Consider the following 16,801-nt stretch of genomic DNA (forward strand, 5'->3'; position numbering starts at 1 on the left):
GCCGATGCCGCGCCCCCAGGAGGGGGTGCGGCATCTTCGCGTGTCCCGGGGCGGCGTCGCCGCGCTTTCAGGACCGGGCGCCTCTCAAGGCCCGGGCGGCGTCCGTACGTGGCTGCTCGGGTGCTCGTGGACGGGGTGTCCTCCGGTGGCGGACCCCCTTCCGCGGCGTTCCCGGCGGCCGGTGGCGGGAGCGTCCGCGGGCGGGCGTGGGGCGGGGCCCAAGTCTGGTAGACGTAGTGGGTGACGACCTCCGACGACGCCCTCCTGCCGCTCGACGCCGTGCGGCCCGCGGCGTCGGCGAAGGGCGCCGTCGTGCCCGCCCCGGAGCTGCCGGTGGCCAAGGTGGCCGTGGACAACCCGCTGCCCCACCTCGACCGGCCGTTCGACTACCTGGTGCCCGCCTCGATGCACGAGAGCGCCCAGCCGGGGGTGCGGGTGCGGGTGCGGTTCGCCGGCAAGCTCGTCGACGGGTTCCTGCTGGAACGGGCCGACGAGAGCGAGCACGCCGGGCGGCTGACGCCCCTCGAACGCGTCGTCTCGCCCGAGCGGGTGCTCACCCCCGAGGTGGCCGGGCTCGCCAGGGCCGTGGCCGACCGCTACGCGGGCACCCTGGCCGACGTGCTGCGCCTGGCCGTCCCGCCCCGCCATGCCAGGACGGAGACGACCACCCGGGCCGCCGCGGCCTCTGCGGAGCCCCCCAAGGCCCCCTCCGGCCCGGCGGAGCGCTCCACGCCCCCTGACCTCCCCTCCGTCCCGGCGGACCGCGTACGGCAGCCACCGACCGCGACAGCGGCCCTGCCGACGGAGACCCCGACCTCCGAGCCTCCGAGCCCCGAGGCGGCGACCCCCGGGACCCCGAGCCCCGAGGCGGCAACCCCCGCCGGCCCGACGCCCGAGGGCCGGACGTCCGAGGCCCCGGCGTTCCCTGCCACGGGGCCCGAGACCCCCAGGTCCGAAGCCGCGGCAGCCGACGCCGCGACGCCCGAGGTTCCGGCTTCCGCAGGCCGGACGTCCACGGCCCCGGCGTCCGAGACCCCCACGCCCGAGGATCCGCAGGGGGCGACCCCCGGGGGCACTCAGCAGGGCGGTCCGCCTCTCTCGAATGCCTCGCGCCAGGTCGGCGGGCCCGACCTCGGTGCCTCCCTTCAGGGCGGTGGCTCCCCGGACGAGACGGTTGCGGCTCGGGTCGGTGAGGGCGTGCCTCAGGGGGACGGCGCGGGGGGCGTCGGTGGGGTTCAGGACGGTGGCCGGGGGGAAGGCGCGGGCCGGGATCTCGGTGGGGCGTGGGGGGCGTACCCGATGGGGGCGTCGTTCCTGGACGCGTTGCGGCACGGGAGGGCGCCCAGGGCGGTGTGGTCGGCGCTGCCCGGGGCGCGGGGGTGGGCGGGCCCCGTCGCGGAGGCGGTGCGGGCGACGCTGGACGGCGGCCGGGGCGCGCTCGTGGTCGTGCCCGACGGGAAGGACGTGGCGCTGCTCGACGCCGAGCTGGGCCGGATGCTGGGCGCCGGGCGGCATGTCGCGCTGACCGCCGACCTCGGCCCGGCCGAGCGCTACCGGCGGTGGCTGGCGGTGCTGCGCGGGCAGGTGCGGGCGGTCGTGGGGACGCGGGCGGCGATGTTCGCGCCCGTGGAGCGGCTGGGGCTGGTGGCGATCTGGGACGACGGCGACGACCTGCACGCCGAGCGGCTCGCGCCGTACCCGCACGCGCGGGAGGTGCTGGGGCTGAGGGCGCACCGGACCGGCGCGGCCATGCTGATCGGCGCCTACGCGCGCACCGCCGAGGCCACCCAGCTGCTCGCCTCCCGCTGGGCCAGGCCGATCGTGGCCGACCGCCAGACGATCAGGAGCCTCGCCCCGCACGTCCGCCCGGCGGGGGAGGACGCCGAGCTGGCCAAGGACCAGGCGGCGCGCGCGGCCCGGCTGCCCAGCGTGGCCTGGCGGGCGCTGCGCCAGGGGCTGGAGAGCGGGCCCGTCCTCGTGCAGGTGCCCAGGCGCGGCTACCTGCCGGCGCTGGCCTGTCGGCACTGCCGCGCCCCGGCGCGCTGCTCGCACCCGCCGACCCGCACGGGTCTCCCGGCCTCGACGGGGTCGGCGGCTCACGCGGGCGCGGCGGCGTACGCGGGCGCCCCCGGAGGGTTCGTGTCGCAGGGCCAGGGGGTTCTGGGCGGGCCCGGTGGGTCCGGGACAGCCGGCTCCTCGGTCCACGACGCCGCGGGAGGGGCGACCGGCGTGGGGGAGGCGATGCGGCTCGCCGTGCCCGGGGACGCGGCGTACGAGGGTGAGGGGCGTGCGGGCGCTGGGGACGGGCTGTGCCGTGGGCCGCTGGCGCTCAGGGGCGGGCACGCGGCCCCGTACTGCCGCTGGTGCGGACGGGTGGACGCGGCGTGGAAGTGCGAGCACTGCGGGAGCCCGAGGCTGCGGGCGGTGGTCGTGGGCGCGCGGCGGACGGCGGAGGAGCTGGGCCGGGCCTTCCCGTCGGTGCCGGTGCGCACGTCGGGGCGTGACGGGGTGCTGGCGAGCGTGCCGGGGAGCCGGGCGCTGGTCGTGGCGACGCCGGGGGCCGAGCCGGTGGCCGAGGGCGGCTACGCGGCGGTGGTGCTGCTCGACGGGTGGGCGCTGCTGGGCCGGGCGGACCTGCGGGCGGGGGAGGAGGCGGTGCGCCGGTGGATGAACGCCGCCGCGCTGCTGCGCCCGCGCGGTGAGCTGGTGGTGCTGGCCGACGCGGGGCTGCCGGCGGTGCAGGCGCTGCTGCGCTGGGACGCGGTCACGCACGCCGAGCGGGAGCTGGCCGAGCGGGTGGAGCTCGGGTTCCCGCCTGCGGTGCGGATGGCGACGCTCACGGGCACGGCGGCGGCGGTGCGGCAGATGGTGGCCGAGGCGCGCCTGCCCGCCGACGCGCAGGTGCTCGGGCCGGTGCCGATCGACGACTCGGGCCAGGAACGCGCCATGATCCGGGTGCCGCGCGGGAGCGGTGCGGCGCTGGCCGCGGCGCTCAAAGGGGCCAGTGGGGTGCGCGCGGCCAGAAAGACACCAGATGTCGTGAGGGTAAGTGTCGACCCGCTCGACCTGATTTAGGCTGTTTCCCCGATTCGCTCATCTGTAAGCCAGCCGTTAGCGTGCCCTCTGTGTCGATCGAATGGGTGAACCTGGCCATCGACGATCTGCGTGCTTGGGGGCGCGGGCGGGGCGTCGAGGTGGACGCGGACGAGATCCGCCTGCTCTGCGATTACGCCAGCGACTACCTGAACGTCAACGAGCTGGGCGACTTCGTCCCCGCCACGTTCGACGAACTGTTGCTGTCCATCTACCCGCGCAAGGTGATCGCGCCTCCGGAGAGCGCGCCGGAGACGGTGGCCGCCGCCCGCACGCTGGTCGACTACCTGCAGGAGTCGGGCGCGGTCAGCGGTGAGACGGCTGCGCTGATGCGTGAGCGGCTGAGCGACATCGCCACCCGGATGCCGGGGGCGCTGGCCGACACCGCCAACTTCGGCATGGCCAAGAGCCTGTTCAGCTCGATCGGGCCCGAGTCGCTGGAGCAGTCGATCGCCATCCCGTCGGGCGAGGTGCCCGACCTGGGGGAGGCGCCCTGCGACTGCCCCGGCTGCACGCCCAGGCCGGCCGTCCGGCTGCCCTCGCCCGAGACGCTGGAGGCGGAGCTGCGCGACGTCCCGCTGCTGGCCGCGCTCGACCGGGGCGAGGTGCCCTACCTGAGCGAGGTGGCCGAGGGGGAGCCGCTGCCGCGCTGGGCGGCGGTCGTCGCCCACCTCGTCGAGCGTGACACCGGCGGCCAGGTCACCGGCCACCCGCAGGTCGACGAGGAGCTCTACGACCTGCTCGACATGCTCTACCGGCTCCAGTCGCCCGCGCCCGCCGCCGTGGCCGGCGACTACCTGGCCGACCGGGCCGAGGACACCGCCGTCGACGTGCCCGCCGTGCTGGAACGGCTGGCCTGGTGCGGCCTGCTGCGCCTGGAGGACGGCACGGTCGCGCTCACCCCGGCCGCCGTGTGGGCGCTGCGCGAGCACTACCTCGCGCTCGGGCTCGACGCGCCGCAGGCTCCCGACCTGGCCGAGGCCGACGCGCGCGGGCTCATCGAGGGGCTGCTCGACGGCGTGCCGACCGAGCTGGCCGAGGACGACATCAGCCGCTGGCTGGCCGCCCGCCCGGCCGGCGAGGCCGCGGCCCAGTTGCTCGCCGCCGCCTCCGGCGCGCCCGCCGTGGCGCGCGGGATCGCGGTCACGATCGTGGACCGGCTCGGCGCCGAGGCCGCCGGCGAGGTGCGGCCCTGGCTCGACGACCAGGAGCTGCGCCCGCACGCCATCCACTGGCTCACCGCGCGCGGCCTGCCCGCCCCGGCGCTCAGCCAGGAGGAGCTGCTGTGGGTCAGCGTCGACATGCTCGCGCTGGCGACCCCGGCGGCCGCCGACGACCCCGAGATGTTCGCCGAGAACATCGCCGCCTCCGGCCCGCCGGCCCACCTCATCGAGGAGATGTGGCGGGTCGACCACCCCGACGTCGTCGAGGTCCTGGAGCTGCTCGGACGCTCGCTGCCCGACGGCACGGCGGCCAAGGCGGCCCGCAAGGCGGCGTTCAAGGCGCGCTCCCGGGGCATCCGATGAGTACGCCTCTGTGACTCCTGTGCAGTAAGTTTCGTGGGTGGCAAACAACGTCTTCGACCTCGCCGAGCTGCGCAAGCTGATCGATGAGCAGGCCGCCGTGCCGCCACGGCCGCCGCAGGAGAAGACCCCCGCGCAGCACGAGGCGCTCACGTTCCCGCCTGTCACGCTGGCCGGCGACGCCGAGCTCGCGCGGGTGGTCCCGACGGTCCCGCTCGTCGCCGACGCCATCCGCCTCGCCACCTGGACGGGCGAGCGCCCGGTGTCGCCGGACGGGCTGCTGCCGGAGGCCGACCGGGCGGCGGCCGTCGCCGAGCTCGGCCTGGAGCCGTCGCGGCTGCGGCTGGTCTGGATCGTCGCCGTCAACACCGGCCTGCTGCGCATCGCGCGCGGCCGGGCGTCGCGCGGCCCGCTGCCGGCGCGGCTGACGGTGGAGGCGACGCTGGAGTTCTGGGACGGCGTCGTCATGGACGTGCTCGACCGCGCCGACGAGGGCCTGACCGGCTCCACCGTGGTCGACGGCCACCTCGCCGAGATGCTCGCCACGATCTACTCCGTACGGTCCGGCGTCGCGATCGCCAACCTGGCCCGGGGCATCCTGCAGTCGCACGAGGTGGCCTGCGCGCCCGGCGACGCGGAGATGCGCAGGCTCGCCGCGGCGCTCCCGGCCGAGCTGCTGGAGGCGCTGTCGCTGCTGTCCTACTGCGGCCTCGTCGAGCAGACGTCGGCCGGGCGCACCGCGCTCACCCCGCTGGGCGTCTGGGCGATCCGCCGCGACCTGCTGCGCGAGGGCCACGACGCGCCCACGGCCGCCGAGGTCGAGGTGTTCGCCGACCTGTCGGCCGCCGAGCTGGTCGAGGCCCTGGTCAAGGGCTCGGCCACGCAGAGCGCCGTCGCCGGGTGGCTGGAGCGCCGCCCGCCCGAGGAGGCCGCCCGCGAGCTCATCGCGATCGCCGCCGAGGGCGACGCCGGCCGGCGCGGCGCGGTGGGCGCCGTCCTGGAGGAGCTCGGGCCCGAGGCCGAGGCCCCGATGCGCGAGGCGCTCGCCCTGCCGCTCATGCGCCGCTACGCCGCCTCCTGGCTGCACATCCGCGACCTTCAGGCGCCGCCGCTCAGCCCCGAGGACCACACCTGGATCGCGGTCGACTCGCTGGCCGCGCTCATGCACATGTCGGGGCCCGTCGCCGGCCGGCTCGACACGCCGGAGCCGGGCGAGGACCTCGTCAAGCTCATCACCGCGATGCCGGCCGTCGGCCACCCCGACACCGTGGCCGTCCTCGACATGCTCGCCGGCGCGCACGACGACCAGGCGGTCGTCAAGGCGGCGCGCAAAGCGGCGATGAAGGCGCGCTCCCTCGCGCACACTAAAATGGACTGATCCACCTACGAAACGGAGTGACCCCCTTGGCGATCCAGGCGATCCGGCTGTTCGGAGACCCGGTGCTGCGCACCCCGGCTGCGCCGGTGACCGACTTCGACAAGGAGCTCCGCAAGCTGGTCAAGGACCTCACCGACACGATGATGGACGCGCCGGGCGCCGGCCTGGCCGCGCCGCAGATCGGCGTGGGCCTGCGCGTGTTCACCTATTACGTCGACGACCAGCTCGGCCACCTGATCAACCCCGACCTCGACCTGTCCGACGACCTGGACGAGGAGGGCGAGGAGGGCTGCCTGTCGTTCCCCGGCCTGTCGTTCCCCACGCCGCGCGCCATCCGCGCCGTCGCCCGGGGCTTCAACATGCACGGCGAGCCGGTCACGCTGGAGGGCACCGACCTGATGGCGCGCTGCTTCCAGCACGAGACCGACCACCTCGACGGCATCCTGTTCATCGACCGGATGGACGCCAAGCAGCGCAAGCTCGCGATGAAGGCCATCCGCGAGGCCGAGTGGAGCGGCCTGGCGGCGCCCACGGTCAAGTTCTCCCCGCACGCCACCGGCGGAAAGGCGCTGTGACGATGCGCCTGGTGTTCGCGGGCACGCCCGAGACTGCGCTGCCGTCGCTGCGCACCCTGATCGACTCGCCCCGCCACGAGGTGGCCGCCGTCGTCACCCGGCCCGACGCCCAGTCCGGCCGGGGCCGCAAGGTCCACCCGTCGCCCGTGGCCGAGCTGGCCGAGGAGGCGGGCATCGAGGTGCTGCGGCCCGCCAAGGCCGGCGACCCGGAGTTCCTGGAGCGGCTGCGGGAGCTGGAGCCCGACTGCTGCCCCGTCGTCGCCTACGGCGCGCTGCTGCCCCAGTCGGCGCTCGACGTGCCCCGCCACGGCTGGATCAACCTGCACTTCTCGATCCTGCCCGCGTGGCGCGGCGCCGCCCCCGTGCAGCACGCCGTCCTGCACGGCGACGAGATCACCGGCGCGACCACGTTCCGGATCGTCAAGGAGCTCGACGCCGGGCCCGTCTACGGCGTCGTCACCGAGGAGATCCGCGCCGGCGACACCAGCGGCGCGCTGCTGGAGCGGCTGTCGGTGTCCGGGGCCGGGCTGCTGGCCGCGACGCTCGACGGCGTCGAGGACGGCACCCTGGAGGCCCGCCCGCAGCCGCACGACGGAGTGACCCTCGCCCCCAAGATCAGCGTGACCGACGCCCGGGTCGACTGGGCCAAGCCCGCCCTGCACGCCGACCGGCTCATCCGCGGCTGCACCCCCAACCCGGGGGCGTGGAGCGAGTTTCGCGGGCAGCGGGTCAAGCTCGGCCCCGTCCGGCTCGCCGAGGCCGCCGAGCGGCTCGCGCCCGGCGAGATCCTCGTCGCGGGCAAGAACACGGTGCTGGTCGGCACCGCCACCGGCCCGGTCGAGCTGGGCGAGGTCCAGCCGCAGGGCAAGCGGCTGATGAGCGCGGGCGAGTGGGCCCGCGGCACCCGCCCGGAGAGCGGCGAGCGGTTTGGGTGAGCACGCCGGCCGGCCCGCGCGGCCGCGCCGCGAGGGAAAGCCGGAAAGCATGAGAGCACGGGGGAACCGGCCGCACGGCGACAGCCGCGGCGGCCAGCCGACCGGCCGCGGCGGCGGCCGTGGCGGGGGCGGGGGGCGGCGGCCGCCGCGCGACCAGGCGCGCAACGCCGCCTACGACGTGCTGCGCGCCGTCGACGAGCGCGACTCCTACGCCAACCTGCTGCTGCCCCGCATGCTGCGCGAGCGCGGCATCGGCGGGCGCGACGCGGCGCTGGCCACCGAGCTGGCCTACGGCACGCTGCGCGGCCTCGGCACGTACGACGCGATCATCGAGGTGTGCAGCGACCGCGCGCCCGACCCGGAGGTGCGTGACGCGCTGCGGCTCGGCGCGCACCAGCTGCTGAAGATGCGCGTCCCGCCGCACGCGGCCGTCGGCACCACCGTCGATCTCGTACGGCTGCGCGTCGGCCCGGGGGCGGCCAAGTTCGCCAACGCCGTCGCGCGCAAGATCGCGTCCAGGTCGCTGGAGGAGTGGGTGCCGATCGTGGCGCCCGACGCCGGCGACGACCCGGCCGGGCACCTGGCCGTGGCGCACAGCCATCCCCGGTGGATCGTCAGCGCGTTCCGCGACGCGCTCGGCCCCGCCGCGCACGAGACCGCCGACCTGCTCGACGCCGACAACGCGCGGCCGCTGGTGACGCTGGTGGCCAGGCCGGGCCGCAGCTCGGTCGAGGAGCTGCGGGAGTCGGGGGCCGAGCCGGGCCGCTACTCGCCTTACGCCGCCTACCTGCCCGAGGGCGACCCGGGCCGGATCGAGGCCGTCCACGACACGCGGGCGGCGGTCCAGGACGAGGCGAGCCAGCTCGTCGCGCTGGCCCTCACCCGGGTGCCGCTCGACGGCGGCGAGGAGCTGTGGCTCGACCTGTGCGCCGGGCCGGGCGGCAAGGCGGGCCTGCTCGACGCGATCGCCCGTCACGGCGACGTCGAAGGCACCGAGGCCGGCGGCGCGGTGATGCCGCACCCGGGCGGGGCCCGGCTGCTGGCCGGTGACGTGCAGTATCACCGGGCGCGGCTCGTCTGGGAGACGACCAGGGACGCCGCGGTGATCACCGCGGACGGCACCGAGCCCGCGTGGCGGCCCGGGGTGTTCGACCGGGTGATGCTCGACGCGCCCTGCACGGGGCTCGGCGCGCTGCGGCGCCGCCCGGAGGCGCGGTGGCGGCGCGACCCGGCGAGCATCGCGGAGCTGGGCAGGCTGCAGCGGCGGCTGCTGGGCACTGCGCTCGACGCGGTGCGTCCCGGCGGGGTCGTCGCGTACGTGACGTGCTCGCCGCACCTGGCGGAGACGCGGGTGGTCGTGGGCGACGTCGTGGGCGGCAGGGACGACGTGGAGACGCTCGACGCGCGTGCCTACCTGCCGGAGGTGGGCGGGCTCGGCGACGGGCCGTACGCGCAGTTCTGGCCGCACCGGCACGGCACCGACGCGATGTTCCTGGCGCTGCTGCGCCGGGCGGGGTGAGCCGCCCCGCCGGGCGCGGGGCGGGCGGTCCGGCCGGGCGGGGCGTGGCTAGACTCTGACCATCATGGCCGTACAGATCTCGCCCAGCATCCTGTCCGCCGACTTCGCCCGGCTCGCCGACGAGGCGGCCGCCGTGCCGAACGCCGACTGGCTGCACGTGGATGTCATGGACAACCACTTCGTGCCCAACCTGACCCTCGGGCTGCCCGTGGTCGAGTCGCTGCTCAAGGCGACCTCACTGCCGCTCGACTGCCACCTCATGATCGAGGACCCCGATCGGTGGGCCCCCGGCTACGCCGAGGCGGGGGCGGGGAGCGTGACCATCCACGCGGAGGCGTCCTCGGCGCCGGTGCGGACGCTGCGGGAGATCCGCTCGCTCGGCGCCCGCGCGGGGCTGGCGCTCAACCCGGCCACGGCGGTGGAGCCGTACGAGGATCTCGTCGGCGAGGTCGACATGCTGCTGCTGATGACGGTGGAGCCGGGGTTCGGCGGGCAGAAGTTCCTCGACATGGTGCTGCCGAAGGTGCGGCGGGCGCGGTCGATCATCGAGCGGCACGGCGGGCAGGTGTGGCTGCAGGTCGACGGCGGGGTGTCCGAGAGCACGATCGAGCGGTGCGCGGAGGCGGGCGCCGACGTGTTCGTGGCGGGCAACGCCGTCTACGGCTCCGCCGACCGGGTCGCGGCCGTCGATCAGCGGGTGTCAGGCCTGGAGGGCCGGGTCGAGGACGATGTCCTCGCCGCGGACGCCGGGCTCCTCGGGGAAGTGGCAGGCGGTCAGGTGGCCGTCGCGGTTGCCCGACAGCTGCACCAGCGGCGGCTCCTCCGTGGCGCACTTGTCCTGCGCCTTCCAGCAGCGGGTGCGGAAGCGGCAGCCCGTCGGCGGGTTGATGGGGGAGGGCACGTCGCCCGCCAGGCGGATGCGCTCGCGCGGCGGCGCCCCGAGGTCGGCCTCCGGCACGGCCGACAGCAGGGCGTGCGTGTAGGGGTGGCGGGGGCGCTCGTAGAGGGAGTCGCGGTCGGCGATCTCCACCACCTTGCCCAGGTACATCACGGCGACCCGCTGCGAGAAGTGCCGCACCACGGCCAGGTCGTGCGCGATGAACAGGAACGCGATGCCCAGGTCGCGCTGGAGCTGCTGCAGCAGGTTGATGACCTGTGCCTGGATCGAGACGTCCAGCGCGGAGACCGGCTCGTCGGCGATGATCAGCTTGGGGTTGAGCGCGAGCGCGCGGGCCACGCCGATGCGCTGGCGCTGGCCGCCGGAGAACTCGTGCGGGAAGCGGTTGTAGTGCTCGGGGTTGAGCCCGACGATCTCCAGCAGCTCCCGGGCCTTGGCCTCGCGGCCGCCCTCCGGGTTGATGTCGTTGATGTCCATCGGGCCGCGGATGATCGAGCCGACCGTGTGCCGCGGGTTCAGCGACGAGTAGGGGTCCTGGAAGATCATCTGGATCTCGGACCTGATCGGCTTGAGCTCGCGCCGGTTGGCGTGGCTGATGTCCCGGCCCCGGTAGCTGATGGTGCCGCCGGTCGGCTCCAGCAGCCGGGCGGCCAGCCGCCCGGTGGTGGACTTGCCGCAGCCGGACTCGCCCACCAGGCCGAGCGTCTCACCCTCGTGCACGGTCAGGTCGATGCCGTCCACCGCGTGGACCGCGCCGATCTGCCGCTTGATCAGCGAGCCGCCTCTGACGGGGAAGTGCTTCACCACGCCGGACAGCTCCAGCAGCTTCTCCGTCACGACGCCTCCTTACCGGGTAGTCTCCTGAGTTCGGCCTTCTGCTTGATCGGCAGATAGCAGGCGTCGCCGTGGCCGCGGTGCGGCGACAGCTCGGGCCGCTCACCCGTGCACACGCCCGGCCCGAGCAGCTTCGCATAGTCGCAGCGCGGGTGGAACGGGCAGCCGGGCGGGACGTTGATCAGGCTGGGCGGGGTGCCGCGCACGGGTTCGAGCGGCACGTCCACCGGGTGGGTCAGGCTGGGCATCGAGCCGAGCAGCCCCCACGTGTAGGGGTGGCGGGTCTCGCGCAGCACCTCCTGCTTGGTGCCCCGCTCGACGGCGCGGCCGGCGTACATGACGAGCACGTCGTGCGCGGTGCTGGCCACCACGCCGAGGTCGTGCGTGATCATGATGATCGCGGTGCCGGTCTGCTCCTGGAGGTCGCGCAGCAGGTCGAGGATCTGCGCCTGGACGGTCACGTCCAGCGCGGTGGTCGGCTCGTCGGCGATGAGCAGGCCGGGGTCGCACACCAGCGCCATGGCGATCATGGCGCGCTGGCGCATGCCGCCGGAGAACTGGTGGGGATACTCGTCGACGCGGATCTTGGGCTGCGGGATGCCGACCCGGTCGAGCATCTCGATGGCCCGGTCGCGCGCCACCGACTTGGAGACGCCCTTGTGCTTGCGGTAGACCTCGGCGATCTGCTGGCCGACCGTGTGGAACGGCGACAGCGAGGTCAGCGGGTCCTGGAAGATCATCGCCATCTTGTTGCCGCGGAGCTTCTCCAGCTCGCGCTGCGGCGCGCCGATCAGTTCGCGGCCGTCGAGCTTGATGCTGCCCGAGAGCTTGGCGGTGTCGGGGTTGTGCAGGCCGAGGATGGCCAGGTTCGTCACCGACTTGCCCGAGCCGGACTCGCCCACGATGCCGAGGGTGCTGCCCCGGTCGACCTCGAACGACAGCCCGTCGACGGCGTGCACGACGCCGTCCTCGGTGTGGAAGTCGACGGTGAGGTCGTTGACTTCGAGAAACATCAGCTCAGCCTCACGCGGGGGTCGATGACGGCGTACAGGGAGTCCACGATCACGTTCATCACCACGATCGCACCCGCCGCGAGCAGGACCGTGGCCATCAGCGTCGGCAGGTCGGAGTAGTCCACGGCGCGGACGGCGAGGCGGCCGATGCCCTGGAGGCCGAACGTGGTCTCGGTGATGATCGCGCCGCCGATGAGCGTGCCGAGGTCGACGCCGAAGATCGTGATCACGGGCGTCAGCGCGCCGCGCAGGGCGAAGCGCAGCACCACGCTGCGGCCCGACATGCCCTTGGCGCGGGCGGTGCGCACGTAGTCCTCGTTCAGGTTCTCCACCATGGTGGAGCGGGTGATCCTGGTGTAGTTCGCGGTGAAGATGAGCGCGAGCACCAGCCAGGGCAGCAGCAGGCCGCTGAACCAGCCGACGGGGTCCTCGGTGATCGGTATGTACTTCGGCTGCCGGAAGACCTGCATCTGGTAGACGAAGAAGTACATGGCCAGGGTGCCGACGAAGTAGATCTGCACCGAGGCGCCGATCAGCGACGAGACGCTGGCGATCTTGTCGAGGGGCTTGCCCTGACGCAGCGCGGCGACGATGCCGGTGGCCACGCCGAAGATCAGGAAGATCACCGCGGCGCCGATGGTCAGCGCGATCGTGACGGGCATCCGGTCGATGATCGTCTCGAACACCGGGGCGCGGTTGACGAACGAGAAGCCCAGGCAGGGAGCCGGGCAGTGACCGAGGCCCCCGTAGTCGCGGCCGACGAAGATGCCCGCGAGCCAGCTGACGAACTGGACCATGAGCGGCTTGTCGATGCCGAGGTTCTGCCGGGCCTGCTCAAGCGTCTCGGGCGGGCAGACCTTGCCGCAGGCCAGCCGGGCCGGGTCGGCGGGGATCGCGTAGAACAGGAAGAAGGTCACCGCTGAGATGATCAGCAGGATGACCAGCGCGCCCAGTACGCGGCGGGTGAGGAATCGAAGCACGGGATGATCTCCAAGAGGGTGCTCCGGGCACCCGGTCGGGCGCCCGGAGCGGTGTCGCTACGGCTTCACGAAGATGGTGTTCGGCGAGACGATCCACATCTGCGGGTCGATCTCGGCGCCGCCCACCTTGGAGCCGTGGAGCGTGGTGGCGATCCGGTTCTCGGCCACGACCAGCGGCGTGTACTTCTCCTGGATCTCCTTGTCGAGCGCCATCCACGCGGCGTTGGCCGCGTCGATGTCGGGGTTCTCGGAGATCTCCTTCATCTTCGCCGTGAGCTCCGGCGTGTTCAGGTGCGACATGTTCTGGCCGCCGTCGGAGACCGGGCCGAAGATGATCGGCATGACGGTCGAGCCGGACGGCCAGTCGGCGCCCCAGCCGCCCCAGTACAGGTCGAACTCGTTCTTGGTCTGGCTGATCGAGTCGTAGTACGTCTTGCGGTCCAGCGGCTTGGCCACGACCTTGATGCCGGCCTTCTCCAGGGCGTTCTTGATCACGACGGTGACCTGCTCCTGGACCGGGGTCTGGTTGTAGGCGTAGACGATCGTCGGGTTCGGGTTGTCCGACTCGGCGATGAGCTGCTTGGCCTTCTCGATGTCACCCTCGGGCTTGGTGGTCTTGCCGAACAGGTCGTACGGCTTGTACCCGACCGTGGTGTTCTCGTTCAGGATGGTCGTCGGCAGAGCCGCGGCCTGCGGGCCGCCGATGGTCTGCTGGATCTGCTTGGACGGCCAGGCGTAGTTGACGGCCTGACGCAGCTTCTGGTCCTTCACCCGGTCAAGGTTGAAGTAGTAGTAGTTGCCGTACGGCGAGGGGCTGACCATGCGGCGGTCGGCCAGGCTCGCGTCGTTCAGCACCTGCTGGAGCCGCTCCGGCGGGACGGCCGCGTAGAAGGTGAACGCCTGCTGGTCAGGACCGACGTCGGCGATGAACCGGTCGGTGATCTGCAGGGCCTCCTGGCCGAACTCGAGCTTCCACACGTCCGGGTACGCGCCGCGGATCGGGTCGGTGGCCGGGTCCCAGTGCGGGTTGCGGGCCAGCTCCATCGACTTGTCGACGACGTGCGACTTGATGATGTACGGGCCGGAGGAGAAGGGCTCCTTGTCGTACTTCTCCTTGGTGTCCTTGGCCTTGGGCACGATGGCGTAGCCGCCCATGGCGAAGGCGTAGTTGGCGTCGGCGTGCGGCGCCTTGAACTTGAAGACGATCGTCTTGTCGTCCGGCGTCTCGATGTTCTCGAGCTGCTTGCCGTCGTACGGGCCGGAGTAGGCCTTCTTGTAGTCGTCCTGGGTCAGCCACTGCTGGATGTAGCTGGGGCCGAAGGTGATGAAGTCGGCGAACGACCGCTCGATCGTCCACCGCACGTCGGCGGAGGTGATCGCGCTGCCGTCCTGCCACTTCACCCCGTCCTTGAGGGTGAAGGTCCACGTCTTGCCGCCGTCGGAGACCTGGCCGGCGTCGGTGGCGAGGTCGCCCACGAGCTTGTACTCGCCCTTGGCGGTCCGCTTGTAGCCGGTGAGGCCGCGGTGGATGAGCAGGCCGAAGTTGGTGGCCGTGTTGACGTAGCTCTGCGCGGGGTCGAGGTGGGCGAAGTCGTCACGGTCGATCATCGTGACGGTGCCGCCCTTGACGACGCCCTCGGGGGCGATGGCCGGGCCCTTGGAGTCCTCGGCGGTGCCGAGGGTGATCACCGCGGGCTTGTACGGCTCCTGCGCCGGGGCCGAGGAACCGGCGGTGGGCGCGCCCGCCGGGGCGCCCTGGTTCCCCGGCGCGCAGGCGCCGACCAGGGTCAGCGTCGCGGCGGCGAGCACCGCGAGAGCCGACCGTCTACGGTAGTTCATTTCTCTCCTCTAACGCTTGATCTTGGGGTCGAAGGCGTCGCGGACGGAGTCGCCGAGCAGGTTGAAGGCGACCACGAAGATCAACAGGGCGACGCCGGGGAAGATGAGGTACGTGATGTCGTTCTGGTACACCTGCGTGGCCCGCAGGAACATGCGGCCCCAGTCGGGGACGAGCTCGCCCATGCCGACGCCCAGGAACGACAGGCCCGCCTCCGCCGTCACCATGGCCGGGAGCAGGAGGGTCGACTGGATGAGGATCGGCGTCCACAGGTTGGGCAGCAGCTCCTTGAACACGATGCGGCCGGGGGAGGCGCCGGTGACCCTGGCCGCCTCCACGTACTCGCGCTCACGCATCGACAGCACGTAGCCGCGCAGCAGCCGGGCCAGGCCGGCCCAGCCGAACGCCGAGAGCATGATGGTGAGCGTCACCGCCCGCAGCCACACCGGGGTCTCCTCGTCCGCCGGGACCAGCAGGCTCTCCACCACGGGGGTGAACGCGATGATGAAGATGGTCTGCGGGAACGACAGCGTGAGGTCGATGAGGCGGCCGACGAAGTAGTCGGTCTTGCCGCCCGCGTAGCCGGCCACGATGCCGACGACGATGCCGAGCGTGGTGGTGATGAGCGTGGCGGCCACGGCGATCCCGAGCGAGGTGCGGATGCCGTACACGAGCTGCATGAACACGTCGCGGCCGAGGCTGGGTTCGAGGCCGAACCAGAACTCGGAGCTGATGCCGCCGTTCGGCTGGATCGGGTAGCCGTAGTCGTTGAGCAGCCCCGGCATGTCCTGGCCGTACAGCGTGTACGGGTCCTTGCCGTAGACCATCGAGATCACGGGGGCCAGGAGGGCGACCAGGAAGAAGAAGATCACGATGATCGCCGAGATGACGCCGGTGCGGTCGCGCTTGAAGCGCATCCACATGAGCTGGCCGGGTGAACGGCCCACAGCACCGGAAGTCTCGGTCACGGACGTCGCGTCGATCGCGTCTTCTGTGGACGTCGGTGTCGTCATCTGGTCGGGGCTCCCCATGCACGTACAAGATTCCGGAAATTCCGGGCCATCGAGCACGTTCTCAAGGATCCTTGCGCAGCGCAATGACCTGCAGGGATTTCGCTGCGTAATCACGGATTTGCGACACAATCTTGAAAACATTGTGACATGTCGGCATCTGGGGGGTAAGCAGTTGCTTATGGAGGATCACGGACTGTTCGGCCCCGGATCCGTGACGTGGCGGGTCATGGGGGAGCCGATCCTGCTGGTCGGCGGATTCCGCGCGCTGCTCATGCAGGGCCTGCACCCGCGCACGATGCGCGGCGTGCTGCAGAACTCCGCCCTCATGGACCCCGACGAGGCATGGGCGCGCTTCGCGCGCACGACCGAGTTCGTCCGCGTGCGCACGTACGGCACCCGCGCGGAGGTCGAGCGGGCCGGACGCCGGGTGCGCGGCATCCACGCCCGGCTGGACGCCTACGACCCCGACGCCGGCGTCCGCTACCGCCTCGACGAGCCCGAGGGGCTGCGCTGGGTGCACGTCGGCGAGGTCGACTCCTACCTGTCGGTCGCCCGCCGGGCCGGGGTGCGCCTGACCGACGCCGAGGCCGACACGTTCGTGGCCGAGTGGCGGCGCGCCGCCGAGGTCGTCGGCCTCGACCCGGACACCGTCCCCGGCACGGTCGCCGAGCTGAACGCCTACATCGACGAGCGGCGGCCCGGCCTCGCGTTCGTGCCCGAGGCCGCCCACCCGCTCGGGCTCTCGCTGCGCACGCCGCTGCCCCCGCCGCTCACCGCGCTGCGCCCGGTGCTGCCCGCCGTGACGTTCCTGGCCTTCGCCACGCTGCCGCGCTGGGCCAGACGGCTGTACGGCCTGCCCGCCACGCCGGTCGGCGACCTGTGGGCCACCGCCACCCTGCGCGCCCTGCACACCGGGCTCGGCCTCGTCCCGGCCAGGGTCCGCTACGCCCCGGACGCCAAGCGCGCCCGCCGTCTCACCGCCGCGTGACGTCAGGCGGAGTAGGGGTCGCATGTCGCTTTTCGGGCATGGCAAACTGGTAGGAGAACAGAGCTAGCGTGCTCCGGGGTCGGTGAAAGTCCGAACCGGCGGTGACAGTCCGCGACCCGGCCGATGCCATCGGCCGGTTGACCCGGTGAAATTCCGGGACCGACGGTGAAAGTCCGGATGGGAGGAAGCGCGCGGGTGCCCGGTTTTCGTCGCCG

Annotated in this window: 12 protein-coding genes, 1 pseudogene and 1 riboswitch; of the genes and pseudogenes, 8 read left to right on the plus strand and 5 right to left on the minus strand. The window is 73.1% G+C overall.

The window, feature by feature from the left end; translation table 11 throughout:
• Positions 1 to 240 precede the first annotated feature (240 nt).
• The 7 genes and pseudogenes from KME80_RS50435 to rpe form a co-directional block, all read left to right on the plus strand.
• Positions 241 to 3,075, plus strand: coding sequence for a primosomal protein N' (locus KME80_RS50435; protein ID WP_308125837.1), 2,835 nt, complete (start codon positions 241 to 243; stop codon positions 3,073 to 3,075).
• A gap of 50 nt (positions 3,076 to 3,125) precedes the next feature.
• Entirely contained in the window at positions 3,126 to 4,619 is a 1,494-nt protein-coding gene (locus tag KME80_RS19735) for a hypothetical protein (RefSeq protein ID WP_219507242.1), read from the plus strand.
• Positions 4,620 to 4,656: 37 nt separating this feature from the next.
• Positions 4,657 to 5,994, plus strand: coding sequence for a hypothetical protein (locus KME80_RS19740; RefSeq protein ID WP_219507243.1), 1,338 nt, complete (start codon positions 4,657 to 4,659; stop codon positions 5,992 to 5,994).
• Positions 5,995 to 6,020: 26 nt separating this feature from the next.
• Positions 6,021 to 6,569, plus strand: a complete 549-nt coding sequence (def, locus tag KME80_RS19745) for a peptide deformylase (RefSeq protein WP_219507245.1) — start codon at positions 6,021 to 6,023, stop codon at positions 6,567 to 6,569.
• A gap of 2 nt (positions 6,570 to 6,571) precedes the next feature.
• Positions 6,572 to 7,504: a methionyl-tRNA formyltransferase gene (gene fmt, locus KME80_RS19750; protein WP_219507247.1), complete on the plus strand. Its 933-nt coding sequence runs from the start codon at positions 6,572 to 6,574 to the stop codon at positions 7,502 to 7,504.
• A gap of 49 nt (positions 7,505 to 7,553) precedes the next feature.
• Positions 7,554 to 9,023, plus strand: coding sequence for an RsmB/NOP family class I SAM-dependent RNA methyltransferase (locus tag KME80_RS19755; protein ID WP_219507248.1), 1,470 nt, complete (start codon positions 7,554 to 7,556; stop codon positions 9,021 to 9,023).
• Between the two features lie 64 nt (positions 9,024 to 9,087).
• Positions 9,088 to 9,714 (plus strand): annotated as a pseudogene (rpe, locus tag KME80_RS19760) (ribulose-phosphate 3-epimerase); the annotation flags it as partial.
• A gap of 9 nt (positions 9,715 to 9,723) precedes the next feature.
• On the opposite strand, the gene KME80_RS19765 reads toward rpe, so the two are convergent.
• From KME80_RS19765 to KME80_RS19785, 5 genes are read right to left on the minus strand one after another with little or no spacing between them, the layout of a single operon-like run.
• Positions 9,724 to 10,758: an ABC transporter ATP-binding protein gene (locus KME80_RS19765; RefSeq protein WP_219507250.1), complete on the minus strand. Its 1,035-nt coding sequence runs from the start codon at positions 10,756 to 10,758 to the stop codon at positions 9,724 to 9,726.
• Complete coding sequence (locus KME80_RS19770; RefSeq protein WP_219507251.1) at positions 10,755 to 11,768, minus strand: ABC transporter ATP-binding protein; 1,014 nt, start codon at positions 11,766 to 11,768, stop codon at positions 10,755 to 10,757. Before KME80_RS19770 ends, KME80_RS19765 begins: the two co-directional genes overlap by 4 nt.
• Positions 11,768 to 12,748 carry an ABC transporter permease gene (locus tag KME80_RS19775; protein WP_219507252.1) on the minus strand — a complete coding sequence of 327 codons (981 nt, stop codon included), beginning with the start codon at positions 12,746 to 12,748 and terminating at the stop codon, positions 11,768 to 11,770. The genes KME80_RS19770 and KME80_RS19775 overlap by 1 nt, the downstream gene beginning before the upstream one ends.
• A gap of 57 nt (positions 12,749 to 12,805) precedes the next feature.
• Complete coding sequence (locus KME80_RS19780; RefSeq protein WP_219507253.1) at positions 12,806 to 14,587, minus strand: ABC transporter substrate-binding protein; 1,782 nt, start codon at positions 14,585 to 14,587, stop codon at positions 12,806 to 12,808.
• A gap of 9 nt (positions 14,588 to 14,596) precedes the next feature.
• A complete protein-coding gene (locus KME80_RS19785; protein ID WP_219507254.1) occupies positions 14,597 to 15,598 on the minus strand; it encodes an ABC transporter permease in 1,002 nt (333 codons plus the stop codon).
• A gap of 178 nt (positions 15,599 to 15,776) precedes the next feature.
• Here KME80_RS19785 and KME80_RS19790 point away from each other — a divergent pair, with 178 nt between their 5' ends.
• Positions 15,777 to 16,586, plus strand: a complete 810-nt coding sequence (locus tag KME80_RS19790; protein ID WP_219507255.1) for an oxygenase MpaB family protein — start codon at positions 15,777 to 15,779, stop codon at positions 16,584 to 16,586.
• 64 nt (positions 16,587 to 16,650) lie between these two features.
• Positions 16,651 to 16,781: riboswitch (FMN riboswitch) on the plus strand.
• Positions 16,782 to 16,801: the final 20 nt, after the last annotated feature.

This window comes from Nonomuraea ceibae, from assembly GCF_019396325.1.
GTDB lineage: Bacteria > Actinomycetota > Actinomycetes > Streptosporangiales > Streptosporangiaceae > Nonomuraea > Nonomuraea ceibae.

Excerpts from the sequence above, each read along its gene's own strand:
- fmt (WP_219507247.1), top strand. The coding sequence starts at position 6,572 with ATGCGCCTGGTGTTCGCGGGCACGCCCGAGACTGCGCTGCCGTCGCTG.
- KME80_RS19755 (WP_219507248.1), top strand. The coding sequence starts at position 7,554 with ATGAGAGCACGGGGGAACCGGCCGCACGGCGACAGCCGCGGCGGCCAG.
- KME80_RS19770 (WP_219507251.1), bottom strand. The coding sequence starts at position 11,768 with ATGTTTCTCGAAGTCAACGACCTCACCGTCGACTTCCACACCGAGGAC.
- KME80_RS19780 (WP_219507253.1), bottom strand. The coding sequence starts at position 14,587 with ATGAACTACCGTAGACGGTCGGCTCTCGCGGTGCTCGCCGCCGCGACG.
- KME80_RS19785 (WP_219507254.1), bottom strand. The coding sequence starts at position 15,598 with ATGACGACACCGACGTCCACAGAAGACGCGATCGACGCGACGTCCGTG.
- KME80_RS19790 (WP_219507255.1), top strand. The coding sequence starts at position 15,777 with ATGGAGGATCACGGACTGTTCGGCCCCGGATCCGTGACGTGGCGGGTC.